This is a genomic window from Kitasatospora sp. NPDC002543 (genome assembly GCF_053594915.1).
Genome location: NZ_JBSFWR010000055.1, coordinates 23,690 through 45,487 on the forward strand (window position 1 = coordinate 23,690; position 21,798 = coordinate 45,487).

Below are 21,798 nucleotides of genomic sequence, written 5' to 3' on the forward strand. Positions count from 1 at the left end.
GTTCCCACTTGCCCGTGTCCCCGGCGTCACGCCGTCACCCCCGGATTGGATCATGACCTCCTCGCCCTTCGCCGTGCCCCGCGAACGCATCGCGATCACCGGTATCGGCTGCCGCCTGCCGGGACACGCCAACGACCACCGCTCCTACTGGCTCAACCTGATCGAGGGCCGGGACTGCCTCACCGAGACTCCCGCCGACCGCTACGACACCGGCACCCTGGGCAGCAGGGACCGGGCCAAGCCGGGGCGGCTGATCGGCGGCCGGGGCGGCTACATCGACGGCTTCGACACCTTCGACCCGGACTTCTTCGGGATCAGCCCGCGCGAGGCCGAACACATGGACCCGCAGCAGCGCAAGCTCCTGGAGGTCAGCTGGGAGGCCCTGGAGGACGGCGGCCTGCGCCCCGATGAGCTGGCCGGCCGGGAGGTCGGCGTCTACATGGGCGCCTTCACCCTCGACTGGAAGATCCTCCAGTTCGCCGACCTCGACTTCGCCACCATCGCGGCGCACACCGCCACCGGCACCATGATGACGATGGTGTCCAACCGGATCTCGCACTGCTTCGACTTCCGCGGGCCCAGCGTCTCGATCGACACCGCGTGCAGCTCCTCCCTGGTCGCGGTGCACCTCGCCTGCCAGAGCCTGCTCCGAGGCGAGACCGAACTCGCGCTGGCCGGCGGGGCGTTGCTGCACATGGCGCCGCAGTACACGATCGCCGAGACGAAGGGCGGCTTCCTCTCCGCGGACGGCCGCTCGCGCGCCTTCGACGCCTCCGCCGACGGCTACGTCCGGGCCGAGGGCGTCGGCGTGGTCGTGCTCAAGCGGCTCTCCGACGCGCTGCGCGACGGGGACCCGGTGCACGCCGTCATCCTCGGCACCGGCGTCAACCAGGACGGCCGCACCAACGGCATCACCGTGCCCAGCGCGGACGCCCAGGTCACCCTGATCGAGCGGGTCTGCGAGGAGGCCGGGGTGCTGCCCGGCAGCCTCCAGTACGTCGAGGCGCACGGCACCTCCACCCCGGTCGGCGACCCGATCGAGGCGGCCGCCCTCGGCCGGGTGCTCGGCATCGGCCGCCGCGCCGGGGACCGCTGCTACGTCGGCTCGGTCAAGACCAACATCGGGCACACCGAGGCGGCGGCCGGCGTCGCCGGGCTGATCAAGACGGCGCTCGCGATCAAGCACCGCCGCATCCCGCCGCACCTCAACCTGGAACGGCCCAACCCCGGCATCGACCTGGACGCCCTGCCGTTCGAGATCCCGACCGCCCCGGTGGAGTGGCCCGAGCACACCGGTCCGGCCCGGGCCGGCGTCAACTCCTTCGGCTTCGGTGGCACCAACGCCCACGTCCTGCTGGAGGAGCCGCCGCGGCCCGGGCCCGCCAAGCCGGTGGCCGGCCCGGCCCGCACGGTGCTGCCGCTGAGCACCAAGGACGCCGCCGGACTGCCCGAACTCGCCGCCGCCGTACGGCAGGAGCTCGCCGACGGCACGGCGCCGGCCGACCTCGGCCACACCCTGGCGCACCGCCGCCAGCACCTGCCCGAGCGGCTCGCGGTGGTCTACTCCACCCGGGAGGACCTGGACGAGGCGCTGGCCGCGTACGGGCGCGGCGAGGAGCATCCGCGGGTGGTCCAGGGCCGCGCCCGGGAGCGCCGGCAGCGCCGACTGGCCTGGGTGTTCACCGGCATGGGCCCCCAGTGGTGGGGGATGGGCCGGGGGCTGTACGAGCACGAGCCGGTCTACCGCGAGGCCGTGCAGGCCGTCGACCGGGAGATCCGCGCCCAGGCCGGCTGGTCGCTGCTGACCGAGCTGGGCCGGGACGAGGCGGACTCCCGGATGGCCGAGACCTGGCTGGCCCAGCCCGCCAACTTCGCCGTCCAAGTGGGTCTTTCGGCGCTCTGGCGGAGCCACGGCCTGCGCCCGGACGCGGTCGTCGGACACAGCACCGGCGAGGTCGCCGCCTTCCACGAGGCCGGGGTGTACGACCTGGCCGACGCCGTGCGGGTGGTGCTGGCCCGCAGCCGGCTCCAGCAGCGCCTGGCCGGCACCGGCACCATGCTCGCCGTCGGCCTGCCCGAGGCCGAGGCGGAGCGCCGGATCCGCCCGTTCCGCTCCCAGATCTCGCTCGGCGCGGTCAACAGCCCCTCCGCGGTGACCCTGGCCGGGGACGCCGAGGCGCTGGCCGAACTGGCCGAAGGGCTGCGGGAGGAGGGCGTCTTCGCCCGCCTGCTGGACGTCGAAGTGCCCTACCACAGCGTGCGGATGGACCCGATCCGGGACGAGCTGGTGGCCTCGCTCACGGCCATCAAGCCGCAGGAGGCGCGGCTGCCGCTCTACCTGACGGCCCGCGAGGGGCTCGCCCGGGGGCCCGAGCTGGACGGCGAGTACTGGTGGCAGAACGTCCGCAACCCGGTGCGCTTCCGGGCCGCCGTCGAGCGGATGGCCGAGGACGGGCACGGGCTGTTCCTGGAGCTGGGGCCGCACCCGGTGCTCGGGCACGCGATCCGGGAGTGCGCGGAGCAGTCCCACAGCCTTCCCTCGATCCGCCGGCAGCAGGACGAACCCGAGCGCTTCGCCCGTAGCCTCGCCGAACTGCACACTCTCGGCGTCGAGTTGAGCTGGGCCGCGCTGCACCCGGCCGGCCGCCCGGTGCCGCTGCCCGGCTACCCGTGGCGGCGCGACCGGTACTGGGTGGAGCCCAAGCCGGTCGAGCAGGTCCGGCTCGGGCAGCTGGACCACCCGCTGCTCGGCCGCCGCACCGCGAGCGCCCAGCCCGGCTGGACCGTCGCCCTCGACCCCGAGCGGCTGCCCTACCTGGCCGACCACCGGATCGAGGGCCAGGTGGTATTCCCGGCCGCCGGATACCTGGAAATGGCCGCCCAGGCCGTCCGCACCCTGACCGGCGGCACCGAGGTGACACTGGCCGAGGTCGAGCTCAACCGGGCGCTGTTCCTCTCCGAGACCGAGCCCGTCACCGTCCAGTTCGGCTACGCGCCCGAGGACGCCCGCTTCACCGTTGCCTCCATCCCGGCCGGCGGCGAGCCGGGCGTGCACGCCTGCGGGCGGGTCCGCACCGGCCAGCGCCGCGCCTACGGGCCCGCCCTGGACCCGGACGCCCTGCGCGCCCGCGGGCGGCACCTCGACGGCCCGGACTGCTACCGGCAGCTCGCCGACCGCGGCTACGACTACGGGCCCGCCTTCCGGACCATCACCGAGGTGTGGGCCGGCCCCGGCGAGGCGCTGGCCCTCCTGCGGCCCACCGGGCGGCTCGGCCCCGACGCGGCCGACCACCACCTCCACCCGGTGCTGCTGGACGGCTGCTTCCAGACCCTGCTCGCCACCCGGCTGGAGACGCCCGAGGGCGGCAGCGTCCGGCTGCCCGTCTCGATCGAGGAGGTCCGGCTCGACGCGATCGGCGACCGCCCGCTGTGGGTGCACGCCACCGTCACCCGGGACAGCGGCGAGGAGCTCGTCGGCGACCTCGCGCTCTACACCGAGGACGGCACCCCGGTCGGCACCGTCACCGGGTTCAAGGTCGCCGACGTCGCCCAGGCCCCGGCCTCCGTCGGCCTGGCCACCATCGACGGCTGGCTCACCGAGGTCGACTGGATCGACGCCCCCGCGGCTGCCACCGAGGAGACCCCGGGCGACCTGGTGCTGTTCGCCGACGGGAACGGCCTCGCCGAGCGGCTGGCCGCCCTGGCCGCCGCGCGCGGCACCCGGTGCCACCTGGTCCGGCCCGGCGCGCGGTACCGGCACGGCGAGGACGCCTCGACCGTCCGGCCGGACTCCGCCGAGGACGTCCGGCGGCTGTTCGCCGACCTCGACCCAGGTTTCGGCACCGTCGTCCACCTCTGGAACCTCGACCAGCCCGCCCTGGCCGCCGCCACCGCCGACCGCCTCGGCCCGCTCGCGACCCTCGGCGCCTACTCGCTGATCACGCTCGCCCAGGCCCTGCCCGACGCCCGCCCGGACGGCCGGCTGCACATCGTCACCCGGGGCACCCAGCCCGCCGCCCCCGGCGACCGGGTCGAACCGCTCGGCGCCCCCGCGTGGGGCATCGGCCGGGTGCTCTGGCAGCAGGAGCTGGTCGCCCAGCGCGGCACCCTGGTCGACCTCGACCCGGCCGTCGACGCCGCCGACCAGGCCGAGGCGCTCCTCGCCGAACTCGCCGCCCGGGACGAACAGGAGATCGCCCTGCGGGCCGGCGGCCGGCTCACCAGCCGGCTGCGGCAGGCCGAGGGCCTCACCCGCCCGCTGCCGCCGGTCCTGCGCCCCGACGGCAGCTACCTGGTCACCGGGGCCTTCGGCGCCCTCGGCCGGCTGCTCTGCCGCACCCTCGTCCGGCGCGGCGCCCGACGGCTGATCCTGGTCGGCCGCACCACCCTGCCCGAGCGCTCCGCGTGGGCGTACACCGACCCGGACACCCCCGCCGGCGAGCGGATCGCCTTCCTGCGCGAACTCCAGGCGCTCGGCGCCGAGCCGCTGCTCGCCCCGGTCGACGTCACCGACGAGGCCGCCCTCACCGACTGGCTCGCCGACTACCGGCAGCGTCAACGCCCCCCGATCCGCGGCGTGTTCCACCTCGCCGGGCAGGTCAAGGACACCCTGCTGGCCCAGATGGACCGCCCGTCCTTCGACGCCGGCTACGCCCCCAAGGTGATCGGCGGCCACCTGCTGCACCGGCTGCTGCGCGAGGAACCGCTCGACCACTTCGTGCTGTTCGCCTCCGTCGCCTCGCTGCTCACCACCGCCGGGCAGACCAACTACGCGGCCGGCAACGCCTTCCTGGACGCCCTGGCCCACCACCGCCGGGCCCAGGGGCTGCCCGGGCTCAGCCTGGACTGGGGCCCGTGGGCCACCGGCATGATCGAGGAGCTGGGCCTGGTCGCCCACTACCGCGACGCCCGCGGCATGAGCTCGCTGCCGCCGGACGCCGGAACGGCCGTCCTGGAACGCGTCCTCGGCCAGGACCGCGCCCAGCTGCTGGTCGCCACCGTGGTCGACTGGCCGACCTTCCTCGCCTGGTACCCGGCCCCGCCGCCGCTGGTCGCCGACCTCGCGGCGAGCGCCGCCGAGCAGGCCCCGGCCGAGACCGGCGGCTTCCTGGACGCCTACCGTGCGGCCGGCCCGCAGGCCCGCCGGGAACTGGTCGTCGAGCGCCTCACCGCCGCCGCGGCGGCCGTGCTGCGGATCGGCGCCGAACGGATCGACACGGAGACCAGGCTCGGCGCGCACGGCCTGGACTCGCTGCTCGCCATGGAGCTGCGCGCCCGGGTGCACGGCGAACTCGGCGTCGCCCTGCCGGTGGTGGCCCTGCTCAGCAACGGCACCGTCGGCGACCTGGTCGACCTGCTCACCGAGGGCCTCGCGGAGCGGCTCGCCGACGCCGGCCCGACCGAGGCCGAGGTGGAGCTGTACACCGACGAGTCCCGCTTCCCGCTCACCCACAACCAGCAGGCGCTCTGGTTCCTGCGCCTGCTGCACCCGGACGGCTTCGCGTACAACATCGGCGGCGCCGTGGAGGTCCGCGCGGAGCTCGACCCGGAGCTGATGTTCGCGGCCTTCCGCCACCTCGTGGCCCGGCACCCCGAACTGCGCGCGGCCTTCACTGCCGAGGAAGGCCGCCCGGTCCAGCGGATCCGGGAGGAGGCGGAGGCCGACACCGGGCTGTTCGACGTCGAGGGCCGGCCGTGGGAGGAGATCCACGACCTGATCGTCCACGAGTACCGGCGGCCGTACGACCTCGCCGAGGACCCGCTGGTACGGCTGCGGCTGTTCCGGCGCGGGCCGGACCGCTGGGTGCTGATGAAGGCCGTCCACCACATCGTCTCGGACGCGATCTCCACCTTCACCTTCATCGAGGAGCTCTTCGAGGTCTACGAGGCGCTGCGGCAGGGGCGCACCCCGGAACTGCGCCCGGTGCCCGCCCGCTACCTGGACTTCCTCAACCGCCAGAACCGCTTCCTGGCCGGGCCCGAGGCCCGGCGGATGCTCGACTACTGGCGCGGCCACCTGCCGGCCGAGATGCCGGTGCTGGCCCTGCCCACCGACAAGCCGCGCCCGGCGGTGCAGACCCACAACGGCGCCTCCGAGTTCTTCCGGCTGGACGCCGAACTCACCGCCCGCGTGCACGAGTTGGCCCGTGCCAACGGTGCCACCCCGTTCATGGTGCTGATCGGCGCCTACTACCTGCTGCTGCACCGCTGGTCCGGCCAGCCGGACATCGTGGTCGGCAGCCCGGTCACCGGCCGCACCCAGGAGGAGTTCGCCTCCGTCTACGGCTACTTCGTCAACCCGCTGCCGCTGCACGTGAGCCTGGCCGGCGAGCCGACCGTGGCCGAACTGCTGGCCCGGGTGCGCGAGAGCGTGCTCGGCGGGCTCGACAACCAGGAGTACCCCTTCCCGCTGCTGGTCGAGCAGCTGGGGCTGCAGCACGACCCGAGCCGCTCCGCGGTGTTCCAGGCGATGTTCATCCTGCTCACCCACAAGGTCGCCGTGGAGCGCTTCGGCTATCGCCTGGAGTACATCGAACTCCCCGAGGAGGAAGGCCAGTTCGACCTCACGCTGTCCGCCTACGAGGACCGCGCCGACGGCTGCTTCCACTGCGTCTTCAAGTACAACTCCGACCTCTTCGAGCCCGCCACCGTCCAGCGACTGGCCGCGCACTACCGCAACCTGCTGGACGCCATGACCCGCGCCGCCGAGGGCGAGCCGGTCGGGCGGCTGCGGATGCTGGACGGGGCCGAACGCCGCGAGATCCTCAGCGGCTTCAGCGGCGCCGAGCGGCGGATCGAGCACGACACCCCGGTGCCGGAGCTGATCGCCAAGGCCGCCGCCGAGCGGCCGGAGGCCGTCGCGGTGGTCGCGCCCGGCCGGGACGGCGCGCGCCGACTGACCTACGCCGAACTGGACCGTCAGTCCCAGCGCACCGCCGTCCGGCTGCGCGAACTCGGCGTTGGTGAGGGCTCCGTGGTTGCGGTCTGCCTGGACAAGACGCCCGAGCTGATCAGCACCCTGCTGGCGATCTGGCGGGCCGGCGCCGCCTACCTGCCGCTCGACCCCGGCCACCCGGCCGACCGGCTCGCGTACCAGGTGGAGGACGCCGGGGCGGCCCTGGTGGTGGTCGACCACCGGTGCCCGCCGGCGGCCGAACTCCCCGCCCGGATCGTCACCCTGGAGGAGCTGGACCGGCCCGTGACCGGCGGCGCCGTACCGCTGCCCGCGGCCGACCCGGCCCGGGCCGCCTACCTGATCCACACCTCGGGCTCCACCGGCCGCCCCAAGGGGGTCCGGGTTGACCACCGCAACCTGGCCGCCGTCACCGCCGGCTGGCGCGCCGAGTACCGGCTGGACACCGAGGTCCGGGTGCACCTCCAGATGGCCGGCACCGCCTTCGACGTCTTCTCCGGCGACCTCGCCCGGGCGCTCAGCACCGGCGGCACCCTCGTCCTGGTCGACCGCGAGCTGCTCTTCGACACCGCCCGGCTGTACCGGGTGATGCGCGAGGAGGCCGTGCACGGCGGCGAGTTCGTGCCCGCCGTGGCCCGCGCACTGCTGGCCCACTGCGAGCGGGAGGGCCTGACGCTGGACTTCCTGCGACTGCTGGTCGTCGGCTCCGACTCCTGGAAGGCCGCCGAGCACCAGCGGGTGCGCGCCCTGTGCGGGCCGCGGACCCGACTGGTCAACTCCTACGGGCTGACCGAGGCCAGCGTCGACAGCACCTACTACGAGGGCGCGACCGACCGGCTGGAACCCGGCCGGATGGTGCCGATCGGCCGGCCCTTCCCGAACAGCGCGGTGTACGTCCTGGACCCGTACGGCGAGCCCGTCCCGGTGGGCGTGCCCGGCGAACTGTGGATCGGCGGCGCGGGTGTCGCGGCCGGCTACCCCAACGACCCGGAGCAGACCGCCCGCCGCTTCGTCACCCTGGAGCTCGACGGCACACCGCTGCGGCTCTACCGCACCGGCGACCTCGGCCACTGGGACGCGGCCGGCACCGTGCACCTGCTCGGCCGGATCGACAACCAGGTCAAGGTCCGCGGCCACCGGATCGAGCTGGGCGAGATCGAGGCCCACCTCACCGCCCGCCCCGAACTCGCCCAGGCCTGCGTGGCGGTCCGCCAGGACGCCCGCGGCGAGGCCGTCCTCGCCGCCTACGTGGTGCCCGCCGAGGGCACCGTGCTGGACCGCCGCGAACTGCGCCGCCACCTGGCCGAGCACCTGCCCACCGTGATGATCCCCTCCTACCTCACCGAACTGCCCGCCCTGCCGCTCACCCCGAACGGCAAGGTGGACCTCGCGGCCCTGCCCGAGCCGAAGGCCGACACCGCGGGCGCCCAGCACGAACCGCCCGTCACGCTCTACGAGACGAAGGTCGCGGAGCACTGGCGGAACCTGCTCGGCCTGGACGAAGTCGGCCTCCAGCACGACTTCTTCGAACTCGGCGGCAGCTCGATCCGGCTGATCGAGCTGATCCACCACCTGCAGAGCGAGTTCAACATCAGCATCCCGGTCGGCCAGCTGTTCAAGGTCACCACCCTGCACGGCATGGCCCGCACCGTCGAGCAGATCATCACCGGCGAAGTGGCCGGCGGCGAGCCCTACCTCTGGTTCAACGCCGGGGCGCCCGCGGACCGCACGGTGTTCTGCTTCCCGCCGGCCGGCGGCCACGGGCTGGTCTACCGCCAGCTCGCCGCCCACCTGCCGGAGCACCGGATCGCCTCCTTCAACTACCTGACCGGCGACGACAAGACCGCCCGCTACGCGGACCTGGTCGAGGAACTGCACGCTCCCGGCCCGTACGTCCTGCTCGGCTACTCGCTCGGCGGCAACCTCGCCTTCGAGGTCGCCAAGGAGCTGGAACGGCGCGGACGCGCGGTGGCCTCGGTGCTGCTGGTGGACGCCTACCGGGTCACCGAGGCCTTCGACCTCGGCGAGGAGCACCTGGCCGTCTTCGAACGCGAACTCCACGAGCACCTGCACCGCCACACCGGCTCGCGGATCGTCGCCCAGGAGACCCTCGAACAGGCCAGGGACTACCTGGAGTTCAGCAGTCGAACGCCCAACACCGGCACCGTGACAGCCCAGTTGGACGTGATCTGCGAACGCGAGCGGCTGTCCGTGCACGTGGGTGGCGAGCCGGGCTCCTGGCACGGCGCCTCCGGCACGGGCACCGCGGTGTACGTCGGACACGGCGCCCACGCCGAGATGCTCGACGGCGACTTCGCCGCCCGCAACGCCGAACTGGTGGGCGCCATCCTGGCCGGAGGCACCGCCGATGTCCGCGGCTGACCGCGGACCGGACTGGTCCACCAGGGAGCGGGCCGCCGCCGGCCCGCCCCGGGTGATCGTGATCGGGGCCGGCCTGGCCGGCCTCGCCACCGGTTGCTACGCGCAAATGAGCGGCCTGGAGACCAGGATCTTCGAGAAGCACGTGCTGCCCGGCGGCTGCTGCACCGCGTGGTCCCGGCACGGCTACCTGTTCGACTACTGCATCGACTGGCTGATCGGCACCGCCGAGGGCACCGGGGCACACCAGGTCTGGAGCGAACTCGGCGCCCTGGACGGCAAGTCGGTGACCCGCTTCGACACCTTCAACCGGGTCGTCGACGAGGACGGCCGGGCCGTCACCTTCTACGGCGACCCGGACCGGCTGGAAGCCCACCTGCTGGCCGTCGCGCCCGGCGACGCCAAGCCGATCAGGGCCTTCTGCAAGGACCTGCGCCGCTACGCCGCGATCGACCTGCCCTGGGACCTCACCCCGCCACCGCTGCGCACCACGGCCGAACGGCTGCGCACCCTGCGCACCGTGCTGCCCGCGTTCCGGCTGTTCTGGCGCACCGCGACCACCCCGATGAGCGGCTTCGCCGAGCGCTTCCAGGACCCGCTGCTGCGCCGGGCCTTCCCCAACATGTTCCTCCAGGAGCCCGAGGGCTTCCCGCTGCTGCCGTACCTGTACACGCTGGCGGCCGCCCACAACGGCAACGCGGGCTTCCCCGAGGGCGGTTCGCTCGGGCTGGCCCGCTCGGTGGAGGAGCGCTACACCTCGCTCGGCGGGGTGATCGGCTACCGCTGCCGGGTCGAGCGCGTCCTGATCGAGGACGGCCGCGCGATCGGCGTGGAACTCAAGGACGGCTCGCGCCACTACGCCGACCACGTGGTGGCCGCCTGCGACGGCCCGACCGTGCTCGACCGGCTGCTGGAGGGCCGCTACTCCAGCCCCGCCACCGAGAAGCTGTACGGCGAACTGCTGGACAAGCCGGGCAACCTGTACCCGGCCGTGGTCTCCGCCTTCGTCGGCATCGACGGACCCCTGCCCGAGGGCGAGCCGCACAGCACCACCTACCTGCTGACGCCCGAGGACGGCGAGCGGCTGCCCGGCTCGCTCCAGCGCAGCCTGGTCGTGCAGCTGCGCTCCTCCTACGCGGAGGGCTTCGCGCCCGCGGGCAAGTCGGTGCTGCACTGCACCTACTTCAGCGACTACCGCTCCTGGAAGGACCTGCGGACCGTCGACCGCCGCGGCTACCGGGCCCGCAAACAGGAAGTCGCCGCGTTCGTCCGGGAGTTCCTGGACCGGACCTACCCCGGGCTCGGCCGGCGGATCGAACTCGTCGACGTCGCCTCGCCGGTGACCACCGAGCGGTTCACCGGCAACACCTACGGCAGCATCCTCGCCTGGCAGGCCTTCTCCGAGGCCGAGGACGCCGCCAACCGCCTGGTCAACCGGGACCGGATGCGGCTGCCCGGGCTGAGCGGCTTCTCCATGGCGGGCCAGTGGACCGCGCTCGGCGGGCTGATCCGGGCCGCCACCAGCGGGCGGTTCGCCGCACAGTACCTGTGCCGGGAGCTCGGGCTGCCCTTCCGGGCCTGGCCCAGCGACAACCGGGACCCCTGGCACGCGGGCAAGTGGGGCCGCCTGCCGCAACTCGACCGGGCCACCGTAGGAGTGCCGGAGTGAGCGCGACGACCACCAGCGGCCGGCAGAGCATGGTCATCATCGGCGGAGGGCTCGGTGGACTGTCCACCGGGTGCTTCGCCCGAATGAACGGCTACCGCACCCGGATCCTGGAGATGCACGAGATCCCCGGCGGCTGCTGCACCGGCTGGGACCGCGGCGAGTTCACCTTCGACTGCTGCATCAGCTGGCTGCTGGGCAGCGGACCCGGCAACGAGATGCACCAGATCTGGCTCGAACTCGGCGCGCTGCAGGGCAAGCGGATGCGCAACTTCGACGTCTTCAACGTGGTGCGCACCAGGGACGGCCGGGCGGTGTACTTCTACTCCGACCCGGACCGGCTGGAGGCCCACCTGCTGGAGCTGGCCCCGGAGGACGCCCGGCAGATCCGGCAGTTCTGCGCCGGTCTGCGCAAGTTCCGCCTGGCGCTGGCCCGTTACCCCTTCCTCAAGCCGGTCGGGCTGATGGGCCGGTGGGAGCGGATGCGGATGCTCGCCTCCTTCCTGCCGTACTTCAACGTGATCCGGCGTTCGATCACCGTGCTGATGAGCGACTATTCGGCGCGGTTCAGGAGCCCGCTGCTGCGTGAGGCGTTCAACTTCATCCTGTACGAGAAGCACCCCAACTTCCCGGTGCTGCCCAACTACTTCCAGCTCGCCTGCCACGCCGGGCAGTCCGCCGGGGTGCCGGAGGGCGGCTCGCTGGGGCTGGCCAACTCGATCGAGCAGCGCTACCGGCGGCTGGGCGGCGAGATCAGCTACAACACCAAGGTGAGCGAGGTCCTGATCGAGGGCGACCGCGCGGTGGGGGTGCGGCTGAGCGACGGCCAGGAGGTGCGGGCGGACATCGTGGTGGCCGCCTGCGACGGCCGGACCACCATGATGGACCTGCTCAAGGGCCGCTACCTGAGCGACACCTACCGCCGGCTGTACACCCAGACCATCACCGAGCCGGGCATGGTCTTCCCCGGCTACGTGACCGTCTTCCTCGGCCTGCGCCGGCCCTTCCCGGCCGGGGACCCGTGCACCACCTACCTGCTGGAGGACGAGGTCGCCGAGCGGCTCACCGGCATCCGGCACCCGAGCATCAACGTCCAGTTCCGCAGCCGCCACTACCCGGAGCTGTCGCCCGCCGACACCACCGTGGTGTACGCCAGCTACTTCTGCGACATCGCGCCCTGGCGGGAGCTGAGCACCGGACCGGAACAGGAGCCCCGGGTGCGGCGCGGCGAGGAGCTGCACACCCTGCCGGTCGGCCGGGGGCGGGAGTACCAGCGGGCGAAGCGCCGGGTGCGTGACACCATCGTCGAGTTCCTGGACGGCCACCACCCCGGCCTGCGCGAGGCGGTGGCCGTCAAGGACGTCTCCACCCCGCTCACCCAGGTCCGCTACACCGGAAACTACGACGGCACGGTGCTGGGCTGGCAGCCGTTCGTGGAGAGCGGCGAGACCCTGGAGGATGAGATCAAGCGCAACGGACCGGGGCTGCCCGGACTGGCGAACTTCTACCTCTCGGGAGTCTGGGCGACCACCGGCGGGCTGATCCGGGCCGCGGCCGCCGGGCGGCACGTCGTCCAGTTCATCTGCCGGGACGACGGCAAGGCCTTCACCGCCGAAGTGGACGACAGCGCACCGCTGCCTACCCTTCTCATCGAACCGGTCGGCCCCGCCGACCGGCAGTTTGGAGTCACCTCGTGAGAATCGAGAAGTGGGTCGTCCAGGAGCACGAGAACGGCGTACCGGACGTCGAGCGGGTGTACCGGAAGGTCGTGGAGGAGGTGGACGTCCGGCTCGCCGCGGACGAGATGCTGCTGCGCACCCGGTACGTCTCGGTCGACCCGTACCTCCAGGGCATCGCGCTGGACACCCCGCTCGGCGACCACATGGGCGCGGACTCGATCATGGAGGTGCTGGAGGCCGGGCCGGCCGCGCGCTTCGCGGTCGGCGACCTGGTGCAGGGCTTCGGCGGCTGGCGCACCCACCTGGTCAGCGACGGAGAGCCCAGGCTCTGGCAGACCGGGACCTTCCCGATGGTCTTCCCGGCGTTCCGCCGGCTGGACCCGGCCGACTACGACGAGGCCCTGCCGCTGTCCACCGCGCTCGGCCTCCTGGGCGGGCCCGGGATGACGGCCTGGGGGACGGTCGAGAAGTTCCTCGACGTGCGCCCCGGGGCGACGGTGCTGGTCAGCGGGGCCTCCGGGGCGGTCGGCTCACTGGTCGGGCAGCTGGCCAAGCACCGGGGCGCACGGGTGATCGGCACTACGGCGACGCCGGAGAAGGTCGAGTGGCTGCGGCAGCTGGGCTTCGACGGGGTGCTGGTCTACCACGACGGCGACGGGCCGGACCGGTTGGAGAGGGAGCTGGCCGACCTCGCGCCGGAGGGCATCGACCGCTACTTCGACAGCCTCGGCGGAACGCTGACCGACGTGGTCTTCGGCATGCTCGCGGTGGACAGCCGGGTGGCCGTCTGCTGGCAGTGGGGGAGCCAGGTCGGCGGGGACTGGACGGGGCCGCGGCTGCTGCCGATGATCATGTTCCCGCGCACCACGATCCGCGGCATCTTCTCGATGGAGTGGTTCACCGAGGAGAACTGGGCCGCGCTGCGCCGGGACCTCGGCGCCCTCGTCGGCAGCGGGGCGGTGACGTACCGGCAGACCGTGCACCACGGCTTCGACAGTATCCCGGCGGCCTACCGAGGCCTGTACGTGGACCGTTCGGGCAGCCGGGGGAAGGTGCTGGTCGAGCTCTGAACGGGCGGCTCGCGCGAGGGCCCTTCGGCGAACGCGCCGAAGGGCCCTCGGCGCGCGGTCAGTTCAGGGTGAACCAGGTGCTGCGGGACTTCTTCCACTCGGGGTGGGTGAGGTCCTTGGCGGCGGTGGAGTCGCCGTAGAGGTCCGCGGAGCCGTCGTCGGTGATCAGCTGGGCGCGGGCGCCGGGGGCGTCCAGGTCCGGGACGTCCGGGACGGCCTCCCAGGCGCCGTAGTCGCTGGTCGGCAGGTCGATCAGCTTGGTCGGCTGGGAACCCGGCTGGCCGTTCCAGCGGTAGAGCGCGTACGGGGCGGAATTGTCCTCGGCGGCCCAGGAACCGGCCACGATCAGGTACTGGCCGAGGCCGTTGCGGCGGATGTCGCGGACGGACAGCCCGCCGAGGTTCAGCTCGATCGGGTCGCCGAAGGTCGCGTGCGCGGCCGAACCGTTCACCAGGGACGGGAAGTTGGTGACCGGGACGAGCAGCGCCCGGCCGCCGGTGACGGCCGGGGTGAGCGGCGCGCGGAAGCCGATGTACGCGGTGCTGGTGCTGCCGGGGGCGAACTCCAGGCCCTCGACGTTGAACCCGTCGATCTGCTTGGGCGCCTGGCCGTCCGCCGCGCCGGCCGCGAAGCCGTAGCGCTTGCCGTGGGCGTTGTCCCAGCTGATCAGGTCGTCGCGCAGGCCGTGGTACGAGCCGGCCAGGGACAGCTGGGTGTCGGCGCCGGACCCGGTGACGGTGGTGGCGAAGACGGTGTGCCGGTCCGGCTTGACCACGCCGTCCTTGTTGTTGCCGAGCGAACCGGTCCAGTAGATGGTGTTGCCGACCCGCGTCGCGGCCTCGATGTCGATCTCCTTGGAGACGCCGAGGGCCGAGCTGAAGTCCCAGGTGCGCACCGGCGCACCGGAGTTGTTGCGGTCGTACAGGCGCAGGGTGTTGGACTCGTCGTCGCCGACCACGAGGTAGCCGCCGCCCGCGTCCACGGCGGCCGAGGCGTCGCTGGAGCCGGTCAGGTAGCGGCTGGTGGCGGAGGACCGGACGGCGGGGGAGGCGGCGTAGTGCAGGGTGCGGGTGGCGCTCTTGCCGCCGAGGCCGGTGACCTTGATGGTGAGGTCGGCGTAGCCGACGCCCTGGGCGGCGACCGCCAGGGTGCGGGTGCCGCCGGTGCCGCTCACCGTGACGTCGCCGGTGCGGGCCACGGCGCTGCGGGTGGTGGCGGAGGCGGCGACGCTCAGGTCCGAGGCCGCGGCGCCGGACTGGGCGACCGTCACGGACACGGTCGGGTCGCCGGTGGCGCCGACCGCGCCGGACAGGTACCCGGCCGAGAAGGTGATCGTCGGGGTGCCGTACGAGACCGCGCCGGCCGGGAGGGCGGGCAGGGCCAGCACGGGCACCGCCGCGACGGCGACGGCGAGCGGCAGCAGGCGGCGGAGGGGACGCGACACGGTGGCTACCCTTCGGCAGACGGGGGGAGTTGACGGAGGGTGCAAGCCTGGTGGCGCTTGGCGAACACCGACCCTACGGCGACCTTACGACGATGGACGGGCGGGCGAACAGCAGGCCCCGGACGGCGGTCAGGCGGTGATGCCGGCCGCGCGCAGACGGCGCTCGACCGCGTCCCAGTCGGGGGTGACCGGCTCCGTCCGGCGAGTGCCGACACCCTTGTCCTTGAATCCGCTCGAGGTCGACACGCAGACCACCGGGCCCTCGGAGAGGTCCGGTGTGCCGAGGCTGCGCAGACCGGCCAGGCCGGCTGCCGCGGACAACTCCGTCCAGAGCCCGGCCCGGGCCAGCTCCCGCTGGGCGTCCGCGAGTTGACCGTCGTCCAGGGTCAGTGCCCGGCCGCCGCTCCCGCGCACCGCCAGCACGCCCCGGTAGCCGCTCACCGGGGAGGCGATCGAGTACGCGTCGCTCGGGCCGACCGTCACATGAGCGGCGGGCAGGCCCTCGGCGATCGCCCGGGCGAGCGGACCGGAGCCGGCCGTCTCGCAGGAGTGGATCCGCGGCACCCGGTCGGTCAGGCCCAGCCGGCGCAGCTCGGCGAAGCCCTTCCAGACGCCGAACAGCAGCTCGCCGTAGCCGGTCGGGACGAACACCGCGCTCGGCAGGCCGACGTCCTGGAAGATCTCGTACGCGACGGTCTTGTAGCCCTCGGGGCCGAAGGCGTGCCCGGTGTGGGTGGTGGTCAGGTTGCTGACCGGGTGCAGGCCCAGCCGGTCGACCGCCTGGCGCAGCAGCGGCCAGCGGGCCTCCCACGGCACCGGGAGCACCACCGCGCCGTAGGCGTTGAGGAAGGCGTCGACGTTCGGCGGCAGGTCCGGGCCGGTGAACACCACGCAGGGCAGACCGGCGCGGGCGGCGTAGGCGGCGGCGGAGGCGCCGTGGTTGCCGGAGGAGGCGACCGCGAGGCCCGGCGCGCCGACGCCCACGGCGGCGCTGGTGGTGCAGCGGTTCAGCCGGTCCTTGTGGCTCCACGTGGGGTTGCGGGACTCGTCCTTGACGTACACCCCGGGTTCGATCTCCACCAGCGGGGTGGCGCCCTCGCCCAGGCCCGGCGCGAGCAGCGGCGGCAGCAGCGGGGCCCAGCGCTCCAGGCCGGTGCGCACCGGGGCGCCGTGCGCCGGGGCGGACAGGCCCGCCGGGTCGGCCTTGTCGTAGGCGTAGTCGACCTCGACGGGGTACGCGACCTCCTCGGTGCCGGTGCGCGGGCAGCCGGCGGTGAGCGGCGGCCAGAGCGGGTACTCGAGGGAAGGGTCGCCGAGGGAGCGCTGGCCGGTCGCGAGGGAGTCTTCGGTTGGCATGTCCGGAGCCTAGCCGGGCGAGCGCGGGGCGGTCCGGCGGTTCGCGGGGGTGGTTCGGTGGTGGTGCGGTGGCCTAACTCTGGCGGATCGCCGAGATGTCGAACTCCAGCACGACCTTGTCGCCGACCAGGACGCCGCCGCCCTCCAGCGCCGCGTTCCAGGTGACGCCGTAGTCCTTGCGGCTGATGGTGACCGAGCCCTCCAGGCCCACCCGGAGGTTGCCGTACGGGTCGACCGCGTTGCCGGTGTACTCGAAGTCGATGGTGACCGGGCGGGTGGTGTCCTTGATGGTGAGGTCGCCGGTGACCCGGTACTCGCTGTCGGAGCGCACCTCGACCGCGGTCGAGCGGAAGGTGATGTCGGGGAAGTTGGGCGCGTCCAGGAAGTCGTTGGTGCGCAGGTGCTGGTCGCGCTGCTCCACTCCGGTGTCGATGCTCTCGGCCTTGATCACCACCTGGCCGGAGGAGCGGGACGGGTCGCCGCCGTCCAGGTGGGCGGTGCCCTCGAACCGGTGGAACGCGCCGCGGACCTTGGTGACCATGGCGTGCCGGGCGACGAAGCCGATCCGGGTGTGGGTGGGGTCGAGGACGTAGTCGCCGGTGAGCTCGGAGAGGTTGGCGGTCATGGTCGGCTTGCCTCCTGGTGCGGGACCCGGGCCTCGGCCCGGGGACGGTCGGGCGGTCCCCGGACCACGCTAGGGGCAGTTCCGCCGGGCCGCGCGCCGGGCCGGGCCCGTGGGGCCTAAGCGGGGCGCGGGGTGGGAAGGACCGGGAGGGACGCCGGAGGACGGGAAGACGAGGGGGCCGGATTGGACAGCGGGACGGGCGCGATGGTCGAGGCGGTCGGCGAGGCGCGGCGGCAGCTGCGGGAGAACGCGCTGCCGAAGGCGCGGGACAGCGGCCGGGAGCGGGTTCCGGAGAGCGAGGAGGCGGCGCTGCTGCGGGCCATCGGTGGGCTGATGGAGGCCATCGTCGACCTGGCGGACGCCGCCTCGGACCGGATGACCACGCCCGACAGCCGCAGGACCTACGTCAGGGTGGTCGACCGGTTGCGGGACCATCCGCGGTACCTGGTCGAGGACGCGGAGGCGATCGCGAAGCGGGTCGGCGCGGCGGAGTGACCGGCTGCCGGTGCCCCGGGGAGGGGCACCGGCAGGGCGGCTCGGCGGTGGGCGGGGCTCAGCGGTGGCTGGGGAACTGGACCACCTGCTGGTAGGTGGGGCGGTTCTGCCAGGTGGTCTTGGCGTCCGTCACGCCGCCCAGCGGGCGCTGGATGATCGTGTCGGCGCACCACTGGTCGCCGGCCGCGCAGTCCGCGTCGCCCGGGTAGACCTGGGCGGAGGTCTGGGCGGCGGCCTGCTTCAGGGTGTTCAGCAGGACCGTCCGGCAGGCCGCGAGGGCGCCCCCGCCGCAGAACGGGCGGGCCAGCGGGCCCGCCACGTGGTCGCCGAGGACGGCCCGCAGGTCCTTGTCGAGGTAGCTCCACCAGCCGTACTGGAAGGACGAACCCTTGTGGGGGATCGCCTCGTTGGCACTCACCGGGCCGCCGCCGGCGCCGGTCTGGCCGCCGGAGGGCGACTCGTTGATCTGGAGGGCGCCGGTCAGCGCGCCGAACAGCGGGTCGCCGAGGCCCGGCCGCATGACGCCGTCGGCCACCAGCGGCCACCAGGCGTCCATCACCCGGATCGCGGTGGCGTCCGCGTAGCCGTGGCTGCCCGGTGAAGTCTCTTTCCGCTGCGCGCCGTTGGCGAGCCAGGCCTCCAGCTGCTGCAGGGCGGTGAGGGCGGCCTGGTCGGTGACGGGCGCGCTGCGCAGCACCCGGATCAGGTCGGGCAGCACGTCCTCGGCCCGGAGGTCGGCCAGGGCGGCGCTCTCCATGGCCTGGGTGAGCGAGACCCGGCTCGCCCTGCCGCCGTTCGCGAGCAGGGACTTGACCCGGTCGTCCAGCAGGTTGCCGCGGTGCACCGAGCCGTTGCCGAAGCCGGCCGAGGTGTAGCCGTTCGCCTGCTTGTTGTTCCAGGAGACGTAGTAGTCCTGGTTGACGGACTGCGGGTGCTCGGCCGCCGGGGTGTACCGGGCGGTGTTGGCGACGGGGTCGAAGTCAGCCCACTCGTAAGCGGGTTGGGCCTGGATCGGGAGGCCGGGGTCCACCCCGGCGGCGCGGACCGGGTTGCTGCCGGAGTTGTAGTACGCGATGTCGCGGGAGTCGGCGTAGAACCAGTTGAAGGTGTAGTTGATGTCCTGCGCCGCCTGCTGGAAGCCCGCCGCGTCGCGCACGGCGCCCGGGTCGTTCAGCTCCTGGAAGCCGATGATGGAGTCGGCCTCGTGCCGGTAGGTGGAGCGCAGCGAGGTGAAGGCGACGGGGGCGCCGCCGACCGTGCCGCGGGCGCTCACCAGGCCGTACCTGGAGCGGAGCATCACCAGGGTGTAGGAGCCGGCCGGGGTGGAGTCGGCCGTGGTCGGCTTCCACGCGTTCTTGCGTTCCAGCCGGTCGAAGGGCAGGCACTGGCCGTGCCAGAGGTAGGAGTCGGCGGCGGTGGTGACCGGGGATCCGTCGGTGGTGCAGAGCGGGACGGCGTAGGTGTCGGTGATGTCCTGGCCGGCGGAGGTGGCGCTCCAGGCGTAGTCCTGGCCGCGGCCGAGCTGGACGTAGAAGCTCAGACCGGCGAAGGCGGCGCCGCGGGCGCTGATCCCGGGGCCCTGGATCTCCTCCAGCATCAGCAGCTGCGGGGCGAAGTAGCCCGTCTGCGGGCCGAACACGGCCACCGGGTGGCCGTCGTCGGTGTGCGCGCCGGAGACCAGCAGGGCGTTGGACATGCCGTGCTTGGTGCTCAGCAGGTTCCCGGGCAGGACGCCCTGCGCCGCGGTGGTGAGGGAGCCGGCGGAGCCGGTGGCGTCGTAGACCACCCGCTCGGGGACCACCGAGCCGGGGTCGGGCGGTGCCTCGCCCCGCGGGCGGTCGGGGACGGTCGCGTACGGGAAGCTCTGCCCGTCGTGCAGGGTCTGGACGGCCTCCGGGTCGTCCGCCTCGCGCAGCGACGTCCAGACCGCGTCCCCGGCGTCCTTGCCGTACGCGGCCTCGGCCGCCGACTTGACCTGGGCGGAGGCGAGTTCGCCTCCGCCGCCGGAGCCGAAGAGCGCGCCGACCACGGAGGCGAGGGCGACCAGGTCGGTCAGCTTGAACGGCTCGATCGAGCCGGCGTTGGTGATCGGGTCGATGTGGCCGGTGAGGTCGTACTCGCCCGGGAACGTGCGGGCGTCGTAGGACTCCTTGGCGTACTGGTTGATGCCGTCGAGGTAGGCGTTGGCGTCGGCGAGCGCCTGGGTGGCCCGGCCGCCGCGGGCGGCGATGGCGTCGATCTGCTGCTGCAGCTCCGCCTCGGTGTACGGCGCGGCCTGCCAGAACGTCTGCTCCAGCTGGCGGTTGGCGGCGGCGCCGCCCGCGAAGCCGGAGAGCTGGCCGCGGCCGACGTGCCGGAAGAGGTCCATCAGCCACAGCCGGTCCTGGGCGGCGGCGTAGCCGGCGCCGAACTCGGTGCCGTAGCGGGTGGTGCCGGTGATGTGGGGGACGCCGGTGGCCTTGTCGCGCACGATGGAGACGTCCGGGCGCGGGCTGGTGGTGCTGGCGACCTGGTCGGCGGGGACGCCGAAGGAGGCGTCGTTGAAGAAGTCGCGCAGCTTGGCCTCGGTGAGGCCGGGGTAGCCGGCCGCGAGGGCGGCGTACGGGCCGAGCTGGTCGTCGGTGTGCGCCGGGCGGGTGCCGAAGGCCCGGTTGAGCAGGATGTCGGCGAGGGTGGCGTTGCCGTTCTCGCCGGGCGGCAGGATGTCGGAGCAGTGGCCGCCGCAGTAGTCGTTGGCGGCGGCGGCGGCCGCCGCCGCGGGGGCGGGCGCGGCGTTGGCGGTGGGGGTGGTGGTCAGGGCCGCGGTGACGAGCAGGGCCGAGGCGAGGGCGGCGGCCGGGAGTCGGAGGGAGTGGGGGCGGGGGCGTTGGCGTGACCGCAAGGCGGACTCCTCCGTCGAAGTCTCACGGAACAGTCGACGGTAGGGGTGCTACTGGCCGGTTGGCTAGTGGCGTGCATGCCATTTCCCGCGCGGGCGTGCGGAGTTGGGGGTGCGGTGGCCCAGGGGTCGGCTGGTGCCCGCCGCGTGGAGCGGGCGGGGGGAGCGACGGCGCCGCACCGACCGGGCTCAGTCCGGTGGGTGCGGCGCCGGGTCGGCGGGCCCCTGGTGAGGGGCTCCGGTCAGGGCTTGAGCACCAGGCGGATCGGGTTGCCCTCCTTGTGCTCCAGCGCCTCGACCGCGCGGGCGGCCTCGGACAGCGGGAAGGTGCCGCTCACCGAGCGGGAGAACTCCAGCCGGCCGCCGCGGACCAGGTCGACCAGGTCCGCGACGTCCTGGCCGACCGAGCCGTAGTGGCCGAGGATCTGCTGGCGCAGGTAGCTGAACCGGGTGCCGTTGGTGACGGTCAGCGGCTTGTCGGTGAGGCCGACCAGCACCAGGCGGCCGTGCTCGCCGAGCGCGGCCGCGGCCTGCTCGCGCACCGGGGCGACACCGGCGAAGTCGAAGGCGACGGACAGCGGGCGGCCGCCGGTGGCCTCGCGCAGCAGCCCCTCGAACGCGGGGTCGGCCGGGTCGAGCGCGGCGTCGGCGCCGAAGGCCAGGGCGCGCTCGCGGGCGGCCGGCAGCGGGTCGACGGCGACGATCGGGAAGGCGCCGACGGCCCGCAGCAGCTGCACGCCGTGGGCGCCGAGGCCGCCGACGCCCCAGACGCCGACCGCCTCGGCCGGGCGCACGGCCCCGGTGGTGGTGATGGCGGCCCACGGGGTGGAGACGGCGTCGGGGATGAAGCAGGCCTGCTCGAAGGGGAGCTCGTCGGGGATCGGCACCAGGGTGGAGGCGGTGGCGAGCGCGTACTCGGCCCAGCCGCCGTCGTAGTCCACGCCGCGGGTGTGGACGGCGCCGTCGCGGGTCTCGCCCGCCTGCAGCAGCACCCGGTCGCCGACGGCCGCGCTGGTCACGCCCTCGCCGAGGGTGTGCACGGTGCCCGCGACCTCGTGGCCGAGGGTGACCTTGTCGCCCTTGAGGTAGAGCGGCTTGAGCATGCCCTCGATCAGGTGGACGTCGGAGAGGCAGACCCCGGCGGCCTCCACCTTGATCAGTACCTCGCCCGGGCCGGGCACCGGGACGGGGACCTCCTCCACGGCGAAGGCGCCCTTCGCGACGTCGAGCCGGCCGGCGAGCATCGTGGCGGTCATCGGGACTTCCCTTCTCACGGGGGCGGCGGGTCGGGGG

At 73.7% G+C, this 21,798-nt stretch carries 10 protein-coding genes; 5 read left to right on the forward strand and 5 right to left on the reverse strand.

The window, feature by feature from the left end:
- Nucleotides 1-52: 52 nt before the first annotated feature.
- From ACWD4P_RS22745 to ACWD4P_RS22760, 4 genes are read left to right on the forward strand one after another with little or no spacing between them, the layout of a single operon-like run.
- Nucleotides 53-9,295, forward strand: a complete 9,243-nt coding sequence (locus ACWD4P_RS22745) for a non-ribosomal peptide synthetase/type I polyketide synthase (RefSeq protein ID WP_449780823.1) — start codon at nucleotides 53-55, stop codon at nucleotides 9,293-9,295.
- The gene (locus tag ACWD4P_RS22750; protein ID WP_449780824.1) at nucleotides 9,282-10,961 is read left to right on the forward strand and encodes a phytoene desaturase family protein; all 1,680 of its coding nucleotides are present in this window, start codon (nucleotides 9,282-9,284) and stop codon (nucleotides 10,959-10,961) included. Before ACWD4P_RS22745 ends, ACWD4P_RS22750 begins: the two co-directional genes overlap by 14 nt.
- A gap of 29 nt (nucleotides 10,962-10,990) precedes the next feature.
- Entirely contained in the window at nucleotides 10,991-12,655 is a 1,665-nt protein-coding gene (locus ACWD4P_RS22755; protein WP_449780835.1) for a phytoene desaturase family protein, read from the forward strand.
- Nucleotides 12,652-13,707 carry a zinc-binding dehydrogenase gene (locus ACWD4P_RS22760; RefSeq protein WP_449780825.1) on the forward strand — a complete coding sequence of 352 codons (1,056 nt, stop codon included), beginning with the start codon at nucleotides 12,652-12,654 and terminating at the stop codon, nucleotides 13,705-13,707. Before ACWD4P_RS22755 ends, ACWD4P_RS22760 begins: the two co-directional genes overlap by 4 nt.
- A gap of 58 nt (nucleotides 13,708-13,765) precedes the next feature.
- On the opposite strand, the gene ACWD4P_RS22765 is transcribed toward ACWD4P_RS22760, so the two are convergent.
- From ACWD4P_RS22765 to ACWD4P_RS22775, 3 genes are all read right to left on the reverse strand, one after another.
- Entirely contained in the window at nucleotides 13,766-15,151 is a 1,386-nt protein-coding gene (locus ACWD4P_RS22765) for a hypothetical protein (protein WP_449780826.1), read from the reverse strand.
- A gap of 129 nt (nucleotides 15,152-15,280) precedes the next feature.
- Nucleotides 15,281-16,507, reverse strand: a complete 1,227-nt coding sequence (locus ACWD4P_RS22770) for a threonine synthase (protein WP_449780827.1) — start codon at nucleotides 16,505-16,507, stop codon at nucleotides 15,281-15,283.
- Between the two features lie 73 nt (nucleotides 16,508-16,580).
- The gene (locus ACWD4P_RS22775) at nucleotides 16,581-17,132 is read right to left on the reverse strand and encodes a YceI family protein (protein ID WP_449780828.1); all 552 of its coding nucleotides are present in this window, start codon (nucleotides 17,130-17,132) and stop codon (nucleotides 16,581-16,583) included.
- Between the two features lie 183 nt (nucleotides 17,133-17,315).
- On the opposite strand from ACWD4P_RS22775, the gene ACWD4P_RS22780 reads away from it, so the two are divergent.
- On the forward strand, nucleotides 17,316-17,627 hold the full coding sequence (locus ACWD4P_RS22780) for a hypothetical protein (RefSeq protein WP_359821944.1): 312 nt from the start codon (nucleotides 17,316-17,318) through the stop codon (nucleotides 17,625-17,627).
- Between the two features lie 58 nt (nucleotides 17,628-17,685).
- Here ACWD4P_RS22780 and ACWD4P_RS22785 read toward each other — a convergent pair whose 3' ends face one another.
- On the reverse strand, nucleotides 17,686-20,508 hold the full coding sequence (locus tag ACWD4P_RS22785; RefSeq protein WP_449780829.1) for a penicillin acylase family protein: 2,823 nt from the start codon (nucleotides 20,506-20,508) through the stop codon (nucleotides 17,686-17,688).
- Between the two features lie 239 nt (nucleotides 20,509-20,747).
- The gene (locus ACWD4P_RS22790; RefSeq protein ID WP_449780830.1) at nucleotides 20,748-21,761 is read right to left on the reverse strand and encodes a zinc-binding dehydrogenase; all 1,014 of its coding nucleotides are present in this window, start codon (nucleotides 21,759-21,761) and stop codon (nucleotides 20,748-20,750) included.
- Between the last annotated feature and the right edge of the window lie 37 nt (nucleotides 21,762-21,798).

Excerpts from the sequence above, each read along its gene's own strand:
- ACWD4P_RS22755 (WP_449780835.1), top strand. The coding sequence starts at position 10,991 with ATGGTCATCATCGGCGGAGGGCTCGGTGGACTGTCCACCGGGTGCTTC.
- ACWD4P_RS22775 (WP_449780828.1), bottom strand. The coding sequence starts at position 17,132 with ATGACCGCCAACCTCTCCGAGCTCACCGGCGACTACGTCCTCGACCCC.
- ACWD4P_RS22745 (WP_449780823.1), top strand. The coding sequence starts at position 53 with ATGACCTCCTCGCCCTTCGCCGTGCCCCGCGAACGCATCGCGATCACC.
- ACWD4P_RS22750 (WP_449780824.1), top strand. The coding sequence starts at position 9,282 with ATGTCCGCGGCTGACCGCGGACCGGACTGGTCCACCAGGGAGCGGGCC.
- ACWD4P_RS22790 (WP_449780830.1), bottom strand. The coding sequence starts at position 21,761 with ATGACCGCCACGATGCTCGCCGGCCGGCTCGACGTCGCGAAGGGCGCC.
- ACWD4P_RS22770 (WP_449780827.1), bottom strand. The coding sequence starts at position 16,507 with ATGCCAACCGAAGACTCCCTCGCGACCGGCCAGCGCTCCCTCGGCGAC.